This is a genomic window from Pseudolysobacter antarcticus, from assembly GCF_004168365.1.
Taxonomy (GTDB): Bacteria; Pseudomonadota; Gammaproteobacteria; order Xanthomonadales; family Rhodanobacteraceae; genus Pseudolysobacter; species Pseudolysobacter antarcticus.
The window spans coordinates 1288705-1310216 of record NZ_CP035704.1; the positions used below are offsets into that span (position 1 = coordinate 1288705).

Below are 21512 nucleotides of genomic sequence, written 5' to 3' on the forward strand. Positions count from 1 at the left end.
TCTCCTGTTTGATCGATCAAAAAAAGGCGAGCGCGCGCTGCTGCTGCAGCCGCATTGGGTAGGCGAGAACGACCCGACCGCCCTCGAAGAATTCGTTGAGTTGACGCGTTCCGCGGGCGCGACTGTGGTTGGTACGCTGAGTGCTCGTATCGAGCGGCCGAATCCGAAATTTTTCATCGGCACGGGTAAGGCCGCAGAACTGGCCGAACAGCGCATCGCGCTCGATGCCGACCTGATCTTGGTCAATCATTCTTTGTCGCCGGTGCAGGAACGTAACCTCGAAAAACTCACCGAGTGCCGTGTGGTTGACCGCACCGGCTTGATTCTCGATATTTTTTCGCAGCGCGCGCGTTCGCACGAAGGCAAGTTGCAGGTTGAGCTAGCTCAGCTCAAGCATATCGCCACGCGCCTCGTGCGCGGTTGGACCCATCTCGATTCGCAGCGCGGCGGTGCCATCGGCAACCGTGGCCCGGGCGAAACCCAACTCGAAATGGATCGCCGCCTGCTGGCCGAGCGTGTATTGCAGCTCAGTCGGCGCCTCGACAAAGTACAGGTTCAGCGTGAACAAGCGCGGCGTTCGCGTGTACGCAACTCGGTTCCGCTGGTTGCGCTGGTCGGTTACACCAACGCCGGCAAATCGACATTATTCAATACGCTCACCGGCGCTGGTGTATACGCCGCCGATCAATTGTTCGCCACACTCGATCCGACCTTGCGCCGCATCGAAGGCTTGGCCTCGGGCACGTTTGTGCTGGCCGATACCGTGGGTTTTATCCGCGATCTGCCGCACGATCTGATCGCTGCGTTCAAGTCGACCTTGGCTGAAACGCGTGACGCCGATCTGCTGTTGCATGTGGTCGATGCCTCCGATCCCGAGCACCACAGTCGCATGGTCGAAGTCGAAAACGTGCTCAAGGAAATCGGCGCTGACGACGTGCCGCAGGTCATCATCTACAACAAGCTGGATCGTTTGCCGGAGCGCAAACCGCATCTCGAATGGACCGACGGCGGCACCACGCCGCGCGTGTGGATGTCCGCGGCCAGTGGCGACGGCCTCGAGTTTTTGCGCGAGGCGATCACACGCAGTCTGATGCGCGAAAGGGTACATCATTGGCTGCATGTTCCAGCGCAATCCGGACGCTTGCGTGCACGCTTGTTTGAGCTTGGCCTGGTTGCCAGCGAGAAAGCCGAAGATGCCGGTTGGGCAATGGAAATCGACGCACCACGCGCGATGCTGGAGCAACTTTACGGCCTGCCGAACGGCGATGGCGCGTGGTTGAAGCGCGAATTGCTTGCCGTACCGGACGCAGCTGCCTACAATTCCACCGCAACCCCGCCATAAAAACCCGTTCGATGTTGTGCTGCCTCGATCTTCGCCTTGTAAGGGCTGGCTCGCAGCCGATATTGAAGGGTTTCAACCGGTTTTCTACCGGCGTGGTTGCCGCAGCGGCAACCCGAATCTCCTGAATGATTGCAATCTCTCTGGTGTGACACCAAATCTCTGGCGACGGCGTACTTTTGCGCCCGCTGTATTGGAGTGAACGATGGCTTGGAACGAACCGGGTGGCGGCAAACGCGACCCTTGGAAAAGCAACAACAAGCCGCCGGATCTCGACGCGCTGTTGAAACGCCTGCAGGCGGCAGTCGGCCAGATTTTCGGCGGTCGCGGCACGGGTTCCGGCGGATCGGGTTCGAGCCTCGGCATCATCAGCCTCGTCATTGGTGTTGTGGTGGCTTGGTGTGTGTTCGACAGTTGGACTGTGGTCGATGCACGCCAGATTGGCGTCGTGCTGCGCTTCGGCCAGTTCGAGCGCGTGATGCACGAAGGCTTCAACCTCAAGTTGCCGCGCCCGATCGAGCAAGTCACCAAGGTCGAAGCGACGAAGGTGCGCTCGGTCGAGGATCAGGTGCGCATGCTGACGCAGGATGAAAATATCATCCAGATCGATTTTAACGTGCAGTACCAGATCGCCGACGCGAAGCATTTTTTGTACAGCATTCGTGATCCTGACGATACCTTGAAGCAGGCTGCGGAAAGCGCAGTGCGCCAGGTTATTGGCGGCAGCGACATGGATACGGCGTTGTCCGGACAGGGTTCCGAACTCGTCAGCGAAACTAAGAAAGTGCTGCAGCAGACACTTGATGGCTATGACTCGGGCATCCAGGTGACTGACGTCAATTTCAAGATGGTATCGCCGCCGAGCGAGGTGCAAAAATCCTTCGATGACGTCAACAGCGCGCGCGAAGACAAGCAGCGCATCGAAAATCAGGCGCAGGCGTATTCCAACAAGGTCGTGCCCGAAGCGCGCGGCGAAGCCACGCGTATCAAGACCGAAGCCGAAGGTTACAAGGCCGAACGCATTGCGCGTGCCGAAGGCGATGCGCAACGATTTAGCCTTCTATACGGCCAATACAAGGCCGCACCCGAAGTCACACGCAAGCGTCTGTATCTCGAAACCTTGCAGCAGGTCCTCAGCAGCAGCGTCAAGGTGGTCGACATGACCAATGGCAAGAATCTGATTTATTTGCCGCTCGACAAACTCAAGGGCGGCGGCGATGGCGCACCAGTCGATGCCGCCCTTGCACCCGTGCTCGGCACCGTCAGCGCGACGCCGCACGGAGGTCAGCAATGAAAACTCTATCCGCGGTACTCGCGCTGCTATTGGTGATGTTGCTCGCTAATTCATTGTTCATCGTCCGCGAGGGAGAATCTGCCGTGCTGTTGCAGTTCGGTCGCATCGAAGGCTCGAAATTCGAGCCCGGCCTGCATTTCAAATTGCCGTTGATTCAGCAGGTGCTGAAGTTCGACGCGCGCATCCTGAATCTCGAAGCGTCGCCGGAGCGTTATTTCACGTCCGAGAAAAAGAGTGCGAATGTCGACTTTTTCGTCAAATGGCAGATCGTCGATGCTGCCGCTTTTTATCGCGCGTTCGGTGGCGATGAATCGGCTGCGGGTTTGCGTCTCGCACCGATCATCAAGGATGCACTGCGCTTCGAATTCAACTCGCGTCCGTTGCATGAACTGATCGCTGGTGGCCGCACCGACATTACCGAACATGTGCGCGACCAGGCCAACAAGGCGGCACTCACGACGTTCGGCATTCGTGTTGTCGACGTACGCGTCAAGCGCATCGAGTTGCCCGACGAAGTCAGCGTGACCGTATTCAAGCGCATGCAGACCGAGCGCGAAAAAGTCGCGAATTCGCTGCGCGCCGAAGGCGAGGAAAAAGCCATCGGCATCCACGCCGACGCCGATCGTCAGGTGCTCGTACTCAAGGCCAACGCGACCAAGGAAGCGCAAACTGCACGTGGTGATGGCGATGCCAAGGCTGCGGAAATTTATGCGGCAGCTTACGGTCGCGATCCGGAATTCTATGCGTTCTATCGCACGATGGAAGCCTATCGCGAAACCTTCCGCGACAATAACGGTGTGCTTGTGCTCGATCCGAAATCCGAGTTTTTTCATTACTTCGGTGAGAGTAAATAATGTAGAGAGCATCGCGACGGATTGTCATCGTCGGGTGTGAATCTTTGCTCGGCTGGTCAATGACTAATTCTTTTTATGCGTAGTCGCGCAATCGACGACCGATACATTTTTCAAATTCAGGGTGATGGTGTCATGGGCAAGTCAGTAGTGATTCTCGGCGCGCAGTGGGGCGACGAAGGCAAGGGCAAGATCGTTGATCTGCTCACCGAACAAGTCGGCGCCGTGGTGCGTTTCCAGGGTGGCCACAACGCTGGCCATACGCTCGTGATCAAGGGCAAAAAGACCGTGCTGCATCTCATCCCTTCGGGCATCCTGCGCGATGACGCGCTGTGCCTGATCGGCAACGGCGTGGTGCTGTCGCCTGCCGCGTTGATGGAAGAGATCGCCGAGCTCGAAGGCAATGGCGTCGAAGTGCGCTCACGCCTCAAGATCAGTCCGGCCACGCCGCTGATCATGCCGTATCACATCGCCGTGGATAAGGCGCGCGAACTCGCCGCCGGTGGCAAGGCTATCGGCACCACGGGTCGTGGCATCGGCCCGGCGTACGAGGACAAGGTCGCGCGTCGCAGCGTGCGTGTTGCCGATCTCATGTATCCGCACGAGCTGCCGGCGCTGATCAAAACTGCCGTCGACTATCACAACTTCATTCTCACGCAGTGGCTGAAGGCCGAGCCGGTGGATTACGACACCGTGCTGAAAGATGCGCTGGCCTGGGGCGAATACATCCGGCCGATGGTCGACGATGTCGCCACGATTCTGCACGATGTGCGTAAGGAAGGCGGCAACATCCTGTTCGAGGGCGCACAGGGCGCGCTGCTCGACATCGACCACGGCACCTATCCCTACGTCACCTCCAGCAACACCACGATTGGTGGCGCGCTGGCCGGCACCGGCGTGGGCGCGTGCGATATCGACTACGTGCTGGGCATCTGCAAGGCGTACGCCACGCGCGTCGGTAGCGGCCCGTTCCCGACCGAGCTGAAAGACGAGATGGGCGAGCGTTTGCGCAAGGTCGGCAACGAATTCGGCGCCAGCACCGGTCGGCCGCGTCGTTGCGGCTGGATCGATCTGGTTGCGCTCAAACGCGCCACCCAGATCAACGGTATCAACGGCCTGGCGATCACCAAGCTCGATGTGCTCGACGGCCTGGACAGCATCAAGGTCTGTATCGCGTATGAGTATCGCGGCAAGCGCCGTGAGCTGGCCCCGCTCGACGCGGATGGCTGGGACGAATGCAAGCCGGTTTATCTGGAGTTCCCGGGCTGGCAGGAATCCACGGCCGGCATTCGCGACTGGAACCAGCTGCCGCCCGCCGCGCGCGCTTATCTGCGCGCCGTGGAAGAACTCTCCGGCTGCAAACTCGCGCTGGTCGCCACCGGCGCCGATCGCGACGATACGATCATCCTGCGCGACCCGTTTGCGTAAATAAAAACCGATCGTTGGGCGAGACGAAAAGCTCGCTCAACCATCGTTGCGCTTAATGCGCAGCGCGCTGATCGACGTTATGCAAATAGGCAGTTATCGCCTTGGTCAAAATCGGAATCAGGCCCGCGGCAAGATCGTGACCCATGCCGGGCACGATCAATAGTTCGGCGTTTTTAATTTTTGCGGCGGTGTCTTTTCCCGCAGCGACGCGCACGAGTGGATCGTCGGCGCCGTGGATTACCAGCGTTGGCGCGCGGATTTTGGGAAGGTCGTTCGAGCGATCGCCCGAGGCGACGATCGCTAGTAATTGCCGCGCCGCGCCGCCGGGGTAATACGCGCGCTTCAACACTTTTTCCAGGCGTGGCCGCAGCTCTGCTTCGGGCATGCGAAAACCCGGGCTTCCGATGACGTCGAAGAGGTGCACGTAATGATCGACGACCTTTTCAAAATTCGCGCGACGCGGAGGTCGTGACAGCAACACTCGCGATGCGGCGGGCGTCGGGCGCGGCAGGTTTCTTGCGCCGCTGGATGACATGATCGAAATCAGGCTGAGCACACGATCGGGATAATTCGCCGCGATCTGCTGCGCGATCATGCCGCCCATCGATGCGCCGAGCACATGCGCAGTTTTGATGCCGAGCGCATCGAGAATGCCGATGCTGTCCGCGGCCATATCATCGAGTTTGTACGCTGCGGGCACGGGCATGTGCAGCACATAACGCAAGGTCGCGCTGAGCATGTTCACGTGCGACTTGGTCTTCACCGAAAGCCCGCTGTCGCGGTTGTCGAAGCGGATCACGAAATAACCGGCGTCGGCGAGCGCGGTGCAGAATTCATCCGGCCACGATGCGAGTTGCATGCCCAAACCCATGATCAGCAAAAGCGCGGGATCGCTACGCTGGCCGATCGTTTCGACTTCAAACAAAGCGCCGTTTGCACTGACTTGGGACATGGCGATCTCCGTCGAGCGGAACGCGCCCGCTTCTCGTTGCAGCGTATTAATGCGTTAGTGTGCTCGAACGATCAGCCCGGGCGATCCGGATCGGGAAACGCCCAGCGTCGCCAGCCATCGCGATGGAACGGTTTCCATTCGCCTTCCGCTTGCGCCAGGCGATCCGCTATCGCATAAAACGCGGCCGGATTCATGCCGAGACCAACATGGCTCGCGACCACTTCGATACTTTCGCTGCGCGCCGTGTTTTTTTCCAGGCTGCATTGCCATGCCACGATGCCATCGGTGCGGCTGTAAATTGATGTGGTCGGCACCGGCGGCGTGCGTTTGATTTGTTCGTGCAGTTTTGCATCACCGATTTTTTTGCCGCTGGCAAATTCGAACAATCGCCACGCGTTGCTCGCTCGCGGATTGCCAGTGAACGGCGACCCCAGCGTGATCACATCGCGCACATCTTCGCTGAGCATTTTTGCGAGTTCGCGTGCATACACACCGCCGAGGCTCCAGCCGACCAGACTGACCTTGCAACCATGCTCGCGCCGCAGTTCACGCAGGCGCGCGATGCATGATTCGAGCACACCTTCGCGTGGTCCGTAGTTCGGACCGAGTTCCCAGCCGTACGGTTTGAAACCGCGATCCTGCAAAAACTGGCGCAGCGGCAGCGTTGTGAGATCGCCCGCCGCAAGTCCAGGCAGCACCATCACCGGATGGCCATCGCCGCGCGCCGCGTAATGCAGCAGCGGGCTCGCGAGAATACTTGCGCCGAGCTCGAACGGAGCGCGTGATTCCAGCGCCAGCAACCACCATGACGGGGCTTGGGCGAGATCGGCGGCGGAAAGATTCGGATTCATGCGAGGCTTGGTTTTTGTGGTTGATCGGCTGGTCATTTTGCGGCGGATTTGGTTGTGCGTTTGCGCGGCGCTGGTTTTGCCGCGGGCTTGGATTTACCGGCGATTTTCGATGGTGATTTTTTCTTGGTGGAATTCGATTTTGCGGCGGATTTTGTCGCCGCTTTTTTCGCAGGCGTGGTTTTTTTCACGGTCACGGGTTTGCGTTTTGCAATCTGCACGGCTTTTTTTGCAGGCGCCGGAACTTCATCGGCGCGCAATGCAGCCATTTTCAATTCGTTGAATGCTTCCAGCAAATACCGAGCCAGCTCGCGCACGTCCGGCACGGCAGCGGCTCCGGCGATCAAGCCGAAATCCAGCGCGCCGTTGTAACTCTGCACCGTGATGTTGAGTGCGAGGCCGTGGATCGGAATCGAGACCGGGAAGTAATTGAGAAAACGCCCACCGGCCAGATACAACGCAAACGGCGGCCCCGGCACGTTGGAAATAATCACGTTAGCGATCGGCGGAATGCGGCTGGCGAGTTTGGTTTTGCCGTACAACTTGGCCAGCAACGAGAACAGCCACGGAATGCCAAGCGACGGGAAATCGGTCGGGATCACCGACTTCATGCTGCCGCTGAGCGTCTTGGAATTATCGATCGCCGCGCGGATCGCATGCAGGCGTTGTAGCGGATCGGTTATATCGGTTGCCAAGCTTGAAAACAGCATACTGACCTGATTGCTGGCCTGTGTGTTGCCCGCGTCGCGCAGCGATATTGGCACCGCGGCGATCAGCGGTTTGGTCGGCAGCGCATCGTGATCGCTCAGATACTGGCGCAGCGCGCCGCTGCAGGTTGCGAGCACGATATCGTTGAGTGTGGCATTCAGCAGTTTGCCGAGTTGCTTGGCATCGGCCAGCGGAATGCTGGCCGTGGCAAAACAGCGTGCTGCGCCGATGGCGACATTCAACGGCGTTTTCGGCCCGAGCGCATAACCGCTCAGCGCACCGATGCCACTGCTGCGCGGTGAGATGATGAGGCTCGATACCGTGCGCACGGCTTCAGGCACGGCGCGAATCGCCTTCGCATATTGCGCGATCACGTTACCGAAGGCCGCACCAAACAAGGTGCGTTTGCGCGGCATTTTTTTCGCGAGCTCGGCGGGCGGCGCCTTCATATTGCGCGGCTCTGGCGTGACATCCAGCAACGCCTGCGCGAGCGCAACACCGGCCTGACCATCCACCGCGGCGTGATGCACCTTGGCGTAAAAACCGATATGCCCGCTCGACAAACCTTCGATCACATACACGCGCCATAGCGGACGATCGCGATCGAGCAATTCGCTGTGCAAATCCGCGGTGAGCTGTTCGAGCTGCGCCATCGAGCCGGGCTTGGGCAACTGTAGGCGCTGCACGTGATGGTCGATATCCGCATCGGCCTCGACCCAGATCGGGTTGGCCAGATCCAGCGCGACGCTCGCGAGGCGGCGACGGAACACCGGCGCCAGATGCATGCGCGAACTGATGTGTTGTTTCACCGCCTGCGCATAACGGCTGGCGTCATATCCGGGCGGCAGTTCGACCAGATTGAGACTGCCGACATGCATCGGCGTTTCGCGCGTTTCGATATGCAGGAACAGCGAATCGAGCCCACTCATATGCTGCATGGATCAGTATCCTTTGCACGGTTCGCGAACACGGTGGTGGAAGCGGGGATGAGTGGTTGCATGCTTTCTGAGCGGTGGCAGCCTGCCGGTTGCGTACCATGGTACGGCGCAGCGCGGCGCTAAGCCAGCTAGGCGATGGTAGGGTGCGGGCCTAGTGTAAGTATTCCAGTTGAGCGGGTCCGTGGGCGAGTTGCGCGTGGCAGATCACGGCGAAAGCGCATGCGAAGGCGTTGAGGCGCAGGGCGATCAGATATGCAGCCCGCCGAGCCCAACCAGGCCGATGATGATCAGGTAAATCGCGACGATGTAATTGAGCAGGCGCGGCACGAGCAGAATCAGGATGCCGGCGATCAGCGAGATAAGTGGCGTAAGGGCGAGATGAATATTCATGCGTTAATTCCTGCGGCTGGATAGATGGGCGATGGCGAAAATTTTCGCCCGAACTTTAGCATGCCGCGATGGATGCGTGAGTGCGACGCTACGGAAGCGATTGCGGCTCTGGAATGACCAAATCCGCATGGCTCAAATGTTGCTACGGGTAACGTGTGCGCTTGACGAAACAGCCGCTGAAATCATTTTCTGGTCGCCCCGGTCTGCATAGCCAGTAGCGACGCAGGCAGCGGCACACGGATGACCGACTGCCTCACACAGCAGACCAGATAAGGAACAAGCATGAAGACTTTCAACGGTAACTCGGCAATTCATATCAGCCGCCGCCGCTTGCTAGCGGGCAGTGCGGCGCTGCTCGGCGTCAGCGTGTTCGGTTGGCGCAGCCTCGGTTTGCAACATGCCGATGCCGCCAGCGAGACATTTGAAATCAGCCACAGCGACGCCGAATGGAAAGCGCTGCTCGCGCCCGAGCAATACGCGGTGCTGCGTCAGGAAGGCACCGAGCGACCGTTCAGCAGCCCGCTTGATCACGAAAAGCGCGAAGGCGTATTTGCGTGCGCTGGCTGCAACCTCGATCTGTTTTCATCGAAGACAAAATTCGACAGCCGCACCGGCTGGCCGAGTTTCTGGAAACCCTTGCCGAAGGCGGTTGGCGAAACCGTCGATTCCACATTCGGCATGGTACGCACCGAGGTGCATTGCCACCGCTGCGGCGGCCATCTCGGCCATGTCTTCGACGACGGCCCGGCGCCGACGCATTTGCGTTATTGCATGAATGGCGTGGCGATGACGTTCAAGCCGGCGCTTGGCTGAGCTTCGATAGAGTTGCTGCTCGCGATTGCTTACGGAGGCCGGAAAAGCGCCACCACTAAAGATGATCTATGAGCAGCGTCTTCCGGCAATTGGCCTACGTCGATAGCGCCGCGAATCGCGTGTGTTTATCTCAGCCCGAACGCGGCGGATTCTTGGCGAGAGCAATCGCATTGCGCAGTTCTGCAACGATGGGATGATCATTCCACCAGAAACGAGAGCTACTGACAGGGATGAATGTGAAGTCCGTGCCGAAATCGCAAGGTTGGCTCAGCACCACGCGAACAGGATGGCTTCGTATCCATATCCGCTCGTTGATCTGTTCGATGTTGGTCAGCGGAATTCGGCACTCCTGCCGATAGTTCGACACATACAATGCCGTGCCATCAAAACGCACGCGCTTGAGTTGATAGGCAAACCATAACGTGTAGATCATCAGGCACAACGAGATAACCGGAACAAGAATCCTGAAGGGGATTGGCATCTTCTGCAACGCCGTCACGTAATCCATAAAGTGCGAAACCCACCAACCGATGCCCACCACCAAAGCGACGGGAAAAATGTACTTCGTCGGAAACGTGAAGATTGATGAGAGTGTACGCATCGGGTCGCTTGCTATCGGCGTAACATCGAGGGATGCATCGTAAAGCGACATCGCATTCGAAAATAATTTCATTGATTGCTTTTCATCACGCTATCACATCTCAACATCAAGGCGCCCACCCCGTGTAAGTTTGCGATGCAGAATTATGCTATGAATATCCGCACTATATTTTGCCGGGGAGGCAGGGATGCAGTTCGGAAAGTTTTTTCTCGCGGGCGCGAGCTTGGTGTTGGGCTTTTGCAGCGTGGCATGGGGCAAGGAATACAAACCTGGCGAATCCGTTGATCTCAAACCCGGCAATGGTTTGCTGGCGGTCGATATCGACATCACCGGTTTTGCATCATCGGTAAAGATCGATCGAGTGGGCTCGCTGTTCGGTGGTGAGTTGTTTACCAAATTGCATGGCGGCGACAATGTTCTGCTGGTCGAAATGCCAGCGGGCGATTATCGCTGGTCACGCATCGAGCTCGCGCCACTGAACATGTATTTACGTGTTCGCGATGATCCTCGCTTCCACATCAAGATCAATCCCGGTGTGGTGAATTACGTCGGTGATTTGCAAGTCGCACCTAGCGGTATTGGTTCGGGTTTCAACATCAATACGGTGAATCGTGCCGCGCGCATGCTAGTCAGTCTGGATCGTTTTTATCCGGGCTTGTGGCGCAAATTTTCGATGCGCTACGAAGGCGGGTTGCCTGATCGTTTTCCACAATTCGCGGCCCACGAGCTCGGCGAGCAAACTGCGCTCGACGCAGTGACCGCAGGTATAAGCGGCGACGCAAAAACGGCCCCGAAAGATGTCGCGCCGGAATTGCATCCGTTGGTAAATGAACTCTTCGCGCAGCGTCAGTTGCGCGTGGTGCGTTTGAATCCGCGCGGCGATCTGATAGCGATGATCGAATATCGCGAGGGCAAACACCGTGTCAGCGTGCTGGATGTGCAGTCGAATTTCGCAGTGGATGTCTATCGCGGTGACATCGAAGTCCGCAGCATCGCTTTCGCCGGCGATCGTACCGTGTTGTTTGGGCTGAATCTCCCCGAGGGTAACAACAATCATGTGGTTCATCTGGAGGCAAAGCCGGGGGCAGCGCCGGGCTTCACTCAATTTGTCATTCCCGGACGAGGCGTAATCATCGACCCCATGCCAAACGATGGTGCCCATGCAATTTACGCCTACACGAATGTCGATTGGGAGACGCATATTTTCCGTATTGATCTCGGCGGAAAACGTTTTGACATGGGCCAACTTCGCAGTGAGTTGCGTCTCGACAAAGGGTTGAACAAGGCCTATTACGGACTGGCTGACGTAGCCGGAAATCTGCGTCTGGCGATGGTAATGATCGATGGTGATTACGCGCTGATGTACCGTGCAGATTTGAAAACGCCATGGCAGGAAGTGTATCGACATACCGCTGATGAGACGTTTGAACCGATCCTGCTAAGTAGCGATGGGAATAGCCTGGTCGCACTCGCCAACAAGGACCGCGCGCAAACTGATCTGGTACGTATCGCGCTGCCGAGCGGGGTTGTTTCCGAAACGATGTTTTCCATTCCTGGCACCGATGTGGACGCAGCAATCACACGCCTTGCAGATCGACGTGTGCTTGCAGTAAATGTCTATCACGACGGTGCCTTGCAAACCCGTTATCTGGATGAGCCGGACGATGCGATTCGTGGTTCGCTAGCGCAAGTATTGCCGCGAAAAAATGTGGCCATTTACGACAGTAGCGCTGACAAGAGTCGAGTCTTGGTGCTGGCATCGGATGAAATTGATCCCGGGACATTTTATCTTTACGACAGCGTCGCGAAAAAGTTGCAGCAACTGCTTTCTGTCCAGCCGCCCATGCCGGACGTACGCGCGGCACGATCGCAGCTCATCAAGGTCACCGTAGCTGACAATACGACAATCGAAAGTTATCTCACACTGCCCGTTCAATCCAAGCCACCATATCCCTTGGTCGTGATGCCGCATGGCGGCCCGTTTGGTGCGCGCGACGCCATCGAGTTTGATCCGGAAGTACAGCTGATGGCCAACCGGGGATACGCAGTATTGCGCGTCAACTATCGCGGTTCTGGCGGATTTGGCTCGGCTTTTGAGCACGCCGGATTTGGCGCGTGGGGCAAGACTATCGAAGACGATGTTCTCGCTGCACTGGATGTCGTGGTGAAAAACGAAGTGATCGACAAGAGTCGAATCGCCTTGCGCGGCACCAGCTACGGCGGCTACTCCGCGTTGATGGGATTGATTCGCTCGCCAGATCGTTTTCGTTGTGGCGTAGCGATATCAGCGGTCACCGATTTGCCCTTGATGTTCAGCTCCAGTGATTGGTCGCAGGACAAAAAAGTGCGCGAAAAAATGCAGCGGATCGTGGGAGATCCGACCAAGGCGCAAGCCGATATGGAAGCTGTTTCGCCCGACTACCTGTATCGCAAACTCGAGCGCCCTTTGCTGATCGTTCATGGGGCTCTCGATCGACGCGTGACCTCGGAGCATGCATTGCGGCTATTGATGTTACTCGGCCACGCAAAAATGACGCCGCAATCGCTGTTTCTTGTCAACGAGGGTCACGGTGTGAGAGACCTCGATGCGAGGTATTTGACGGAAGCCAGCATCGAGCATTTTTTCACGACGTGCCTGGCGTCAGCACAGCCCGTTGCGGCAAAGAGTGGAGTCAGTCAGCAAAAATAATTTTGCGTAAACAGAATAATGAAGAGTCGAATTTCGATCTCCACGAGCCAGTAAATCGCCTTACGAAATAGCGGTCGAATCGTCGATCAACTCCGCTGGCTCCATCCGCGGCGAGAACAAATGAATCACCAGCAGCGCGCATAGATAAGCGCAGCTTGCGATCAGGAAAATCGGTGCGTAACCGCGATCGGCGTCGAGCGTCCAGCCGGTGTATTTGGACATCAACATGCCGCCGCACGCGCCGAGCATGCCGCCGATGCCGACCACCGAGCCGACGCCGCCACGCGGCAGCAAATCAGACGGCAGCGCGTACAAATTGGCGGAAAATCCTTGATGCGCGGCAGCGGCCAGGCCGATGATCGCGACCGCTACCCAGACGTTTTCGGCGTACGCGGCAAACATCACCGGCGTGGCGCATAGCGCGCAAATCAGCAGTGTGGTTTTGCGCGCGCGATTCACCGACCAGCCGCGCTTGAGCAGGTGCGATGACAGCCAGCCGCCGAGCACGCTGCCGAAATCCGAGAGCAGATAAATCACGATCAGCGGCGGGCCGAAATTTTTCAGGTCGAGGTGGAATCGCTTGCCGAGAAAATCCGGCAGCCAGACCAGGTACATGCCGAAAATCGGATCGGTCATGAACTTGGCTGTGGCGTAGGTCCAGGTCTGGCGCAGACGCAGCAACTTGCGCCAGCCGATGCGGGTGATCGGCGTTACCGGATCTTGCTGGATCCAGTCGAGTTCGGCCTGCGAAATGCCTTTCACATCTTGCGGGTGGCGATACAGCAGCAGCCAGATCGGCAGCCAGATCAGGCCGGCTAATCCGGTGACGACAAACGCCATTTGCCAGCCGTAACTCAGCACCACCGCGGGGATGATCAGCGGCGTGACGATTGCGCCGATATTGGTGCCGGCGTTGAACAGACCGTTGGCCAGCGCACGTTCCTTCTGCGGAAACCATTCGGAGACGGCCTTGATCGAACCCGGAAACGCACCCGATTCGCCGATACCCAATGCAAACCGCGCGACCATGAAATGGCCGATGCCGCGCGCCGCCGATGTGGCGAATTGCGCGACCGACCAGATGCCAAAGGCGAGTGCAAAACCCCAACGTGCGCCGATGCGATCGACCAGTCGCCCCCACAGCAAATAACACACCGCATACGCGCCCTGAAACAGCAAATGCACGTTCGCGTAATCGCTGTTGCTCCAGTGCAGGTCGGCGGAAATGGTCGACTTGAGAATGCCCAGCGTCTGCCGATCAACATAGTTGATGATCATCGCCAGAAACAGCAGTACGACCACCAGCCAGCGATATGATCCGAACGCTCGCACTGGTTTGAGCTGGGTCATTGACGTTCAAATCCGCGATAGCGAAGGAGGGGGTGCTGACTGGATCAGCGTGTTTGATCGAAGCCGTTGCGCGCTGGTTTGTTGGTGCGGTGCGTGACTTCAGTGTCAGGCAATATCCTGAAAATACGCAACCACTTCGCCCTTCAACTTGAACGTCATCGCATTGCCGCGACGGTCCAGCGATTTGCCGACCGGCACGCGAATCCAACCTTCGCTGATGCAGTATTCCTCGACGTTGGTTTTCTCTTCATTGTTGAAACGAATACCGATACCGCGCTCCAGCAATGCGGCGTCGTAAAACTTGCTCTTAGGATTTACATCCAGACGATCGGGAGGCGTGTCGCTCATCGGTTCGATACTCAAAGGAATTCGTCGCATGATAGCGGGTGAGGTTGCTCGGGTTCCATCGCGACGCGCACAGCAGTTTTTGCGATGCGGATTATTGCGTGGGGTTGCGGCGGCATTACCACGGAATATCGCGGCCGTCCCACGCAATAAATCGCCCGCTGTCGGACGGTTTTAATCCGGCCACGATAGCCAGCAACTGGCGCGCCGCGCGTTCGGGCGTGAACAGCTTTTCCGTCGGCACATTGCTTTGAAACGGCAGCGACAGCGGAGTATCCACCGTGCCCGGATGCAACAGCACGCATGTTGTGTGCGGATGCGTGCGCCGCAATTCGACCGCCAGCGTTCGGTAGAGCTGGTTTTGCGCCGCCTTCGACGCGCGATACGCATACCAACCGCCGAGTTGGTTGTCACCGATCGAGCCGACCCGCGCTGACAGCGACGCCAGCACGCTGGGTTGCGTATGCTTCAAGCGCGGCAGCAATGCGCGCGCCAGCAGGATCGGCGCAAACGCGTTCAACGCAAAAACTTCCGCCAGCGTTTCGGCATTCAATTGCACCACCGATTTTTCGGGTCGCACACCCGGCGCATGCAGAATACCCGCGGCATTAAAAATCAGATGCAAGCGATCGGTCGTCGCCGCCACGCGTACCGCAAGCGCGGTGAGATCATCTGCGCGCGTGATATCTGCAGATAAACAAACCAGCCGATCGCCGTGCCGCGCGACCAGTGCGGCGAGCGCATCGTTATGCTCGGCCGTGCGCGCAACCGCGATCACGCGCGCCACCTGCGCATGCGCGAGCAAAGCCCTCACCACCGCTAGTCCGATGCCGCTACTGGCGCCGGTAACGAGCGCGTTTGCGGGAGCATCCAGCCCTTGAATAATCTGATCGGGAATCATGCGTTCGCGATGCTCATCGTCGGTGTGTCTCCACAGCTGGCACGGCGCAGTATGCCTCACTCTCGCCACGGTCGCGGGGTCGATTCGCGTAGCGTCGAACTTGGCGCATTCGCGTTTTCTAGCGGATGATCAAGTTCCTTTCGGCACTTATTTCGCTGTCGAAATTCGAGTTGGATTGCCACTGCTGTTTCGCATGCAAATAATTACAGACTGTTGCGCAAGCAGCGGCTGTCCGGCTGATTGTTGATAGGTTGGAAGTGCTCGCGATTCTCGGGCAGTCCAGAGAGTGGCCGCTCGTGGCCTGCGGGACGAAATGATTGGAGGTCTGAAGTGGCACGTGCAATTATCGTCAAGAAAGTCGGCCGCACGGCGGCTGGAAAATCAGTTGCCAACCCAGTCGGCAAGTCGAAGCCGAGGGCGCAAAAACCCATTGATCCCACGCCTGCGCAAATCGTCGCCACGACGCTGCCGGCCGCCATGACTGGCAGGGCAAGCCCCGCCAAGGCCAAAGAGGGAGACGACCCGGTTTTTGCGTACATCCGTAGCCTGCCGCAGCCGCAACGGGGCATCGCTGAGCGCGTCGATGCCCTGGCGGCCAAGACGCTGCCGGCGTTGCAGCGATCCGTGAAGTGGGGAATGTCGTGGTATGGCGTTGGTGACGGCTGGTGCTTCTGCTGCGGCGGCTTCGCCGGCCACGTCAAGCTCACGTTTGGGCGCGGAACCGCACTCAAGCCCGTACCACCAGTTACACCGATAGGGATGGGCAAGGACTCGCGGGGCGTGGACCTCGAATCGGTCGACGACCTCAACGAACGCCAGGTAGCGTCGTGGATGAAACAAGCCGCCGCGATGCCCGGCTTTGGAGGGAAAAAGCGATGAGTCCAGCGAATGCCGGCCAGTGGCTACGCAACGCGCAAAATTCTAGGTTCGAATCAGGACACCACAGACGCCAATCGCGAATTGGGCAGACCGGACGGTACAGGCTGTTCGGTTTCAAACCGATCAATCGGACACGCTTGAACGCCTAGCGACGAGCCCCCTCAATTTGTCGGGGAGGTTCTGGATCAGCTATCTCGTACCCCATTTTGTCGGCCAATTTACCGACTGTGGAACTGCACAGGGTCCGGACAATCTGAGGCCCGATTTCCCATTCACCCTAGAGATTCAGACCATCTTCGTCAAGCGTACTTATCATGGTCTGCCTTCGTTTTATGGGCGTGTACCCGGCGCCGTTTAGGTTGGCGGTTGAAACGCTGTGAAAACCGCCAACTGCGCAGCGAAAGCGCGCTGGAATGCAGGTCGCGTCTCGCCGCGAGCGACATAGGCGGCAAGGTTGGGGTACTCGTCCAGTATCCCCGTTGGCCTCGATCGGAACAGCACACCGATCATCATAAGGTCACCGGTGCTAAACGCACCATCGAGCCACTCGGCTTCTCCCAAGCGAACGGAAAGCTGACTCAACATTTTACGGGCGCGCACATTAAGCATAGGCTGGCGCTGCTCGAACGGGTTCTACCCCGTTTTGGCGGACGGTTGAGTTAAGGTTATAAATCTTTGGTCTAGCTTATCAAGTCGTCGTTGCATACGTGGGTTGTGGAAGCGCTCGATATAGTCAAAAACATCCGAGCGTGCGTCGGCCAGTGACAGGTAACGACGGCGATAAATGCGCTCGCGCTTGAGCATACCGAAGAATCCTTCGGCGGCAGCATTGTCGCCACAGTGGCCCACATCACTCATGCTGCTGATGAGGTGGTGATCGGCGAGGAAGCGTTGATATTCGCCGCTGGTGAATTGGGTTCCTCGATCTGAATGCAGCACCACGGGCGTGGTGTCCGTTCGCTGCCAGCAGGCCATCTGCACCGCCTTGAGAACCAGGTGACGATCCTGGATACCCGACATGGACCAACCAATGATCGTGTGGCTGAACAGGTCGAGCACCGTGCAGAGGTAGAGCCAGCCTTCGCCGGTGTGGATGTAGGTGATGTCGGTGACCCATTTTGTATTGGGTTCCAGCGCCGAGAAGTCACGTTGCAGATGATTGCGCACGTGCAGCGGTCGCACGCCGCTACGCTTGCTGCGCCAGGCTCGCCGCTGTGGAATCCCGAATAATCCGTTGCTGGCCATCAGGCGTGCCACCCGATTGGGACTCGCCGTTTCACCGGCATAGCTCAGCTCCTCATGCATGCGTGGCATGCCCAGTACCCCATCGCTGATGCTATGAAGCGCTTTTATCTGCACCAGTAATCGCTGGTTGTCCTTCGCTCGCGCACTCAAGGGGCGTTTGCACCACGCATGAAAACCGCTGCTCGATACCTTCAGGCATCGACACATCAGTTGCACGGGATAGACCGTGCGGCAGCGCTGGATCGTCTGAAACTTCAACGCGATTCCTTCGCGAAGAACGCTGCCGCATCGCGCAAAAAATCGCGTTCCTTCTTGACCCGCGCCAGCTCACGCTTGAGTGCGGCCATCTCTTCATCCCGCGGTACGCCAGAGCCCGGGAAAGCGTGGCGTTTACCGCTGGCCAATTCCCGCCGCCAACGGCTCAGCACCCCTTCACCCACACCGATATCGCGAGCTATCTGGCTAACATTGGCACCGGCCTGATGAGTCAGACCCACTGCCTCCCGTTTGAACTCATCACTAAATGTTCTTCGCTTGGACATGACACTCCTTTTTGCCGATCATCGGCCTTGTTGGAAGTGTCCGCCATAACGGGGTAGAACCCCCCTTTTGAGCTCATCCGGAAGAGTCATGTGCTTTAGGGCGCCACAATCGTAAACGTAATCGAACCGGTAGGTTGATCCTTGTTTCCTAATCTCCACGTATGCTGAATGAAAGCCTCCTTGTCCGACAGCGTGCTGAACACGGACATGCTCTATTACAACCTGACTCATCTCAACCACTCCTTGCTAATTCTCCGATCAGCATAGTCAAGGTACATCAATTCTTCAAAGCGGTTTCGCCGAGCGTTTTGAGGCACTAACAGGCTGTTGAGAAAGTCCCGAAATCCTCGAAATTTGCTGCAAATGTAGCATTGTATAAATATTAACAGCATAAATAACAGTTAGTTACGAATTTCGTTTTTCAAGAATTTGATCTCGAAATCGTTTCTCAACGGCCTGCCAATGCTATCTACGAACTCATTGAGGCGACTACTGCCCACATGCTGCCTTTATCTTCGCGTCATCTTTTGTTTGGACCGCCGATAGGCAGGCCTGCGTTTTCAGTTGCTGGACGGCAAGTGCGCTGATCTGTGCTAAGTACGCAGCTTGATTCTTGTCGGCGTCGCTCCGTTCTGAAAAGACTGCGCCGATCGCACCGAAATAAGACTTGATCAAATCTGCGGGGAGGCTCAGGAGTCCGACCCACTCGCTCTCTAGCGCTTGATCATAGGAAACCGGTGAGCCATCGGTGAACGAGAACTTGACGATGTTCTTTGCAAATAGACTCTCTTGAACTGGAAGGAACTCCACGGGAGATTGTCGTGTCGGCATCGGTAGCAGTGCTCGCGTGACGGGGTTGGGGTCTACGCTGGTATCTGTCAATGCGACGAGATATGGAAGTGCCTGTCGATAGTAGAAACCAGACTCGGCGTTATCAGAGTTTGCTTTCGCTGCGTCGAAACGCACATTATTTTTGCCAACTGGTTCGGGCGTTCCAAGAATCGCGCGCTCGAACCTGACTTGGCAAACTGTCATCTGTGTTTTTGCCGCAGTCTCCGCTGGTTCCACGGCGTCCGTCGGCTCAACTAGCCACATGTAGGTGCCTTCTCTGTTGCAGATTGGCGGGGTGACTGGAGGCACGACTTTGCCGTGCCCATCGAGGGCGGCGCCAACCGATCCGATCGTGCTTGCCAGACCTTTAAGTACGTCGCCTACTTGCGAAGTGTGCGACGAACTTGCATCCCCACTGAGCAATCCTGAGACGTCGATCTTCAAAGCTAGTTCATTGCTGCTAAGTTGACTGTTGTTGTATTGAACGATGAAACGAGTGCCAAGATCAGGATAGGCAGCCGTTGCCTCGGCCGTTAGCGTTCGTTTCTTGTCTTTGTCGACGGTCAATGTGATCTTGATCGCCTTTAGTGGTAACCGATATACCATGCCATCACGGGTATTGGACGTCACTGCGGAATTCTGAGAATCGACTCGTGTGCGTAAAGGTGATGAACACGCAAAAAGACAAAATGCCATTACTGCATTCAATAGATAGCCGATAAATTTCATAATTAATTCTCTTTGGGAAGTTTCCGTAAGGGACTGACGAGGACTATTTTTTTGGCGGTGCGGGTTGAGATACGTCAGCGTCGAAACTGATGCTTGAAGGCGTGCCTACTCCGGTGACGCGATCAAATCCGGCGAGGACATGGTTTCCGCCAGCAGGGCCCGTCTCCACTACGATGTCCTTTATGCGATTGGGATTGTTGCGATTCACATAGATTGCTGCCAACTCTTTTGCAACAAGAGTACGGTGATGCCCTGCCGCATTCGCCATAGCAGCCATCAATGGTGCGGCAAGGCTTGTGCCGCCTATCTCCAACCACCCGTTCAGTTCTTGCTCCGGAGACGGATGATCGATGCAGGAATCTTTCGGGACCTTTGCATAAACGGCCATGCCGCTGCTGGGATTTGCGTCGGCAGAGATGTCTGGGACGTTGCGCTTTCCTGCGACAATGTTTTCGATCCCGAGCTGGAATCCCGGTAATGGCTCGAATTGGCTAGCACCCCCGCCACTGCTGTCCCAGCTTGTCTGCGCATTGAGTTCGCCGGTCGGTTTCCGCACCAGTGTCGTTCCACCGACGGCGATGACTTTCGGCGATACTGCCGGGTAGAGCAAGTCGCCTCCATGATCTCCCGTCGATGCAAAGTAGAGCGGACCGTCGATAAATTTCTGATCAAACTGACCCTCCGTTTCGAACTCGGCACCGCCCCAGCTCATAGAAATCTGTCCGCCACCCGCATCCATCAGCGCTTGTTGTGCAATCTTCAGCGCTACAAATAGATCGTCATAACTATTGCTGCGAGCTTGGACATAAATCAGCTTCGCCTTAGGTATCAGCGCGTGCACCGCTTGGAGATCGAGCGCAGACTCACCTGCCCAGCCGCAGCTTATCGCGATTCCCGAAATGTCCTCTTTGTGATCAGCGGTCTGCGGGAATTTCTGGAGGCAGCCTTTAGTTTCGTCGTCTTTGTTCTCCCTGCAAGACGGCAAATGAAACTGTGTCGAAAAGGTCTCTAGGTCATTATCTGCTTCGGGATAGGCGTATGCGTCGACGATTGCGATTGCTCCAATCCCAGCATCCGGCGGTATTCCATAGACAGCTCGCAAGGACTCAGGGGTCTCACCTTCAGGACCTGCAACTTGCGCTGGAACAACTGCGGCGACAAGGGGGCCGCTAGGAGGCGCATTCCTCCTCAAGATCGCATAATTCGTGTGCGCTTGAAGTTGACCGGGTGCGAGTTTCGGGTGCTTCGTCCCCAAGGTCAGCTGCATCAAAACTTCGCCTTGGCTGCTGTTGATGCGATCACTCGTTGGGTATTGGACGCTTGTGGAAGTCGTCGTCACCAAATCGACCTCTTGCAGAGGGACGTTGAATTCTGCTGTCAATATTGCGTGCTTGTCCGTTAACTTGTTTTGAATTCTATAGGTTGTGCCAATGTCACTGGCCTTCTGCCTGTTCGTATCACTTGTCGGAACTGTCGATGATTGCTGCTCGATCCCCATTAAAGGAGTTGTGATGGCAACGCCAAACGTGAGCACTGCTAGATGATGTGAAACTCGACTGCGGCGCATAAAAGATCCTCCTGAGATTCATGTGTCGGCATCCAAAGAAAAAAGAGTATCGACAGCGCCGATTGTCTCAGTGGATATACTGCGATGCGCTTCATTTTCGCGCGCTGCGTTATTTTGGACCGGATGATGGAGCTTCTTTTCAGTCAAGAGCACTCGCGCGCATGGTTTAGATGTTCCTTGCTGGCCTCCAAGTTCATGACTTGAGGGTTGAGCGGTACTCTCGCAACCGGTCAATTGGGCGCGATCAGCGAGCTTACATATGATGGGCATCT

The 21512-nt window shown here is 57.1% G+C and carries 18 protein-coding genes and 1 pseudogene; 7 read left to right on the forward strand and 12 right to left on the reverse strand.

Annotated elements, in window-relative coordinates:
- Positions 1-4: 4 nt before the first annotated feature.
- The 4 genes from hflX to ELE36_RS05470 all read left to right on the forward strand — a co-directional run bounded on the left by hflX (position 5) and on the right by ELE36_RS05470 (position 4912).
- Positions 5-1342 (forward strand): ribosome rescue GTPase HflX, encoded by a 1338-nt coding sequence (gene hflX, locus ELE36_RS05455; protein ID WP_129832118.1) that lies wholly within the window; start codon positions 5-7, stop codon positions 1340-1342.
- A 202-nt stretch (positions 1343-1544) separates the two neighbouring features.
- Complete coding sequence (gene hflK, locus ELE36_RS05460; protein ID WP_129832119.1) at positions 1545-2633, forward strand: FtsH protease activity modulator HflK; 1089 nt, start codon at positions 1545-1547, stop codon at positions 2631-2633.
- Complete coding sequence (gene hflC / locus ELE36_RS05465) at positions 2630-3487, forward strand: protease modulator HflC (RefSeq protein WP_129832120.1); 858 nt, start codon at positions 2630-2632, stop codon at positions 3485-3487. Before hflK ends, hflC begins: the two co-directional genes overlap by 4 nt.
- A 132-nt stretch (positions 3488-3619) precedes the next feature.
- Entirely contained in the window at positions 3620-4912 is a 1293-nt protein-coding gene (locus tag ELE36_RS05470; protein WP_129832121.1) for an adenylosuccinate synthase, read from the forward strand.
- Positions 4913-4964: 52 nt separating this feature from the next.
- Here ELE36_RS05470 and ELE36_RS05475 read toward each other — a convergent pair whose 3' ends face one another.
- The 4 genes from ELE36_RS05475 to ELE36_RS05490 all read right to left on the reverse strand — a co-directional run bounded on the left by ELE36_RS05475 (position 4965) and on the right by ELE36_RS05490 (position 8748).
- Complete coding sequence (locus ELE36_RS05475; RefSeq protein ID WP_129832122.1) at positions 4965-5864, reverse strand: alpha/beta fold hydrolase; 900 nt, start codon at positions 5862-5864, stop codon at positions 4965-4967.
- Between the two features lie 71 nt (positions 5865-5935).
- Positions 5936-6715, reverse strand: a complete 780-nt coding sequence (locus tag ELE36_RS05480; RefSeq protein ID WP_207215865.1) for an esterase/lipase family protein — start codon at positions 6713-6715, stop codon at positions 5936-5938.
- 32 nt (positions 6716-6747) lie between these two features.
- Entirely contained in the window at positions 6748-8358 is a 1611-nt protein-coding gene (locus ELE36_RS05485) for a WS/DGAT/MGAT family O-acyltransferase (RefSeq protein WP_207215866.1), read from the reverse strand.
- Positions 8359-8604: 246 nt separating this feature from the next.
- A complete protein-coding gene (locus tag ELE36_RS05490; RefSeq protein WP_129832124.1) occupies positions 8605-8748 on the reverse strand; it encodes a DUF3096 domain-containing protein in 144 nt (47 codons plus the stop codon).
- Positions 8749-9057: 309 nt separating this feature from the next.
- On the opposite strand from ELE36_RS05490, the gene msrB reads away from it, so the two are divergent.
- A complete protein-coding gene (gene msrB / locus ELE36_RS05495) occupies positions 9058-9561 on the forward strand; it encodes a peptide-methionine (R)-S-oxide reductase MsrB (protein ID WP_207215922.1) in 504 nt (167 codons plus the stop codon).
- 130 nt (positions 9562-9691) lie between these two features.
- On the opposite strand, the gene ELE36_RS05500 is transcribed toward msrB, so the two are convergent.
- On the reverse strand, positions 9692-10234 hold the full coding sequence (locus ELE36_RS05500; RefSeq protein ID WP_129832126.1) for a hypothetical protein: 543 nt from the start codon (positions 10232-10234) through the stop codon (positions 9692-9694).
- A gap of 115 nt (positions 10235-10349) precedes the next feature.
- Between ELE36_RS05500 and ELE36_RS05505 the strand changes: the two genes are divergently transcribed.
- The gene (locus tag ELE36_RS05505; protein ID WP_129832127.1) at positions 10350-12851 is read left to right on the forward strand and encodes an alpha/beta hydrolase family protein; all 2502 of its coding nucleotides are present in this window, start codon (positions 10350-10352) and stop codon (positions 12849-12851) included.
- Positions 12852-12911: 60 nt separating this feature from the next.
- On the opposite strand, the gene ELE36_RS05510 is transcribed toward ELE36_RS05505, so the two are convergent.
- The 3 genes from ELE36_RS05510 to ELE36_RS05520 form a co-directional block, all read right to left on the reverse strand.
- The gene (locus ELE36_RS05510) at positions 12912-14201 is read right to left on the reverse strand and encodes an MFS transporter (RefSeq protein WP_129832128.1); all 1290 of its coding nucleotides are present in this window, start codon (positions 14199-14201) and stop codon (positions 12912-12914) included.
- Between the two features lie 105 nt (positions 14202-14306).
- Complete coding sequence (locus ELE36_RS05515; protein ID WP_129832129.1) at positions 14307-14549, reverse strand: DUF3297 family protein; 243 nt, start codon at positions 14547-14549, stop codon at positions 14307-14309.
- Between the two features lie 115 nt (positions 14550-14664).
- The gene (locus ELE36_RS05520; protein WP_129832130.1) at positions 14665-15447 is read right to left on the reverse strand and encodes an SDR family NAD(P)-dependent oxidoreductase; all 783 of its coding nucleotides are present in this window, start codon (positions 15445-15447) and stop codon (positions 14665-14667) included.
- 330 nt (positions 15448-15777) lie between these two features.
- Between ELE36_RS05520 and ELE36_RS05525 the strand changes: the two genes are divergently transcribed.
- A complete protein-coding gene (locus tag ELE36_RS05525) occupies positions 15778-16326 on the forward strand; it encodes a DUF1801 domain-containing protein (RefSeq protein WP_129832131.1) in 549 nt (182 codons plus the stop codon).
- A gap of 354 nt (positions 16327-16680) precedes the next feature.
- Here the strand turns inward: ELE36_RS05525 and ELE36_RS20675 are convergent.
- From ELE36_RS20675 to ELE36_RS05545, 4 genes and pseudogenes are all read right to left on the reverse strand, one after another.
- A pseudogene (locus tag ELE36_RS20675) lies at positions 16681-16953 on the reverse strand (glutathione S-transferase C-terminal domain-containing protein); the annotation flags it as partial.
- Between the two features lie 6 nt (positions 16954-16959).
- Positions 16960-18113 (reverse strand): IS3 family transposase gene (locus tag ELE36_RS05535; RefSeq protein ID WP_129831719.1). Its coding sequence is split into 2 segments (ribosomal slippage): positions 16960-17873 and positions 17873-18113, totalling 1155 coding nucleotides; the frame shifts between segments, so codons are not numbered across the junction.
- Between the two features lie 489 nt (positions 18114-18602).
- Entirely contained in the window at positions 18603-19673 is a 1071-nt protein-coding gene (locus ELE36_RS05540; protein WP_129832133.1) for a hypothetical protein, read from the reverse strand.
- 43 nt (positions 19674-19716) lie between these two features.
- On the reverse strand, positions 19717-21240 hold the full coding sequence (locus tag ELE36_RS05545) for a S8 family serine peptidase (RefSeq protein ID WP_129832134.1): 1524 nt from the start codon (positions 21238-21240) through the stop codon (positions 19717-19719).
- Between the last annotated feature and the right edge of the window lie 272 nt (positions 21241-21512).

What these genes read in the sequence shown, in the direction of transcription:
- hflK (WP_129832119.1), top strand. Translation starts at nt 1,545, where the DNA reads ATGGCTTGGAACGAACCGGGTGGCGGCAAACGCGACCCTTGGAAAAGC.
- hflC (WP_129832120.1), top strand. Translation starts at nt 2,630, where the DNA reads ATGAAAACTCTATCCGCGGTACTCGCGCTGCTATTGGTGATGTTGCTC.
- ELE36_RS05470 (WP_129832121.1), top strand. Translation starts at nt 3,620, where the DNA reads ATGGGCAAGTCAGTAGTGATTCTCGGCGCGCAGTGGGGCGACGAAGGC.
- ELE36_RS05475 (WP_129832122.1), bottom strand. Translation starts at nt 5,864, where the DNA reads ATGTCCCAAGTCAGTGCAAACGGCGCTTTGTTTGAAGTCGAAACGATC.
- ELE36_RS05480 (WP_207215865.1), bottom strand. Translation starts at nt 6,715, where the DNA reads ATGAATCCGAATCTTTCCGCCGCCGATCTCGCCCAAGCCCCGTCATGG.
- ELE36_RS05485 (WP_207215866.1), bottom strand. Translation starts at nt 8,358, where the DNA reads ATGCAGCATATGAGTGGGCTCGATTCGCTGTTCCTGCATATCGAAACG.
- ELE36_RS05490 (WP_129832124.1), bottom strand. Translation starts at nt 8,748, where the DNA reads ATGAATATTCATCTCGCCCTTACGCCACTTATCTCGCTGATCGCCGGC.
- ELE36_RS05500 (WP_129832126.1), bottom strand. Translation starts at nt 10,234, where the DNA reads ATGAAATTATTTTCGAATGCGATGTCGCTTTACGATGCATCCCTCGAT.
- ELE36_RS05505 (WP_129832127.1), top strand. Translation starts at nt 10,350, where the DNA reads ATGCAGTTCGGAAAGTTTTTTCTCGCGGGCGCGAGCTTGGTGTTGGGC.
- ELE36_RS05510 (WP_129832128.1), bottom strand. Translation starts at nt 14,201, where the DNA reads ATGACCCAGCTCAAACCAGTGCGAGCGTTCGGATCATATCGCTGGCTG.
- ELE36_RS05515 (WP_129832129.1), bottom strand. Translation starts at nt 14,549, where the DNA reads ATGAGCGACACGCCTCCCGATCGTCTGGATGTAAATCCTAAGAGCAAG.
- ELE36_RS05520 (WP_129832130.1), bottom strand. Translation starts at nt 15,447, where the DNA reads ATGATTCCCGATCAGATTATTCAAGGGCTGGATGCTCCCGCAAACGCG.
- ELE36_RS05540 (WP_129832133.1), bottom strand. Translation starts at nt 19,673, where the DNA reads ATGAAATTTATCGGCTATCTATTGAATGCAGTAATGGCATTTTGTCTT.
- ELE36_RS05545 (WP_129832134.1), bottom strand. Translation starts at nt 21,240, where the DNA reads ATGCGCCGCAGTCGAGTTTCACATCATCTAGCAGTGCTCACGTTTGGC.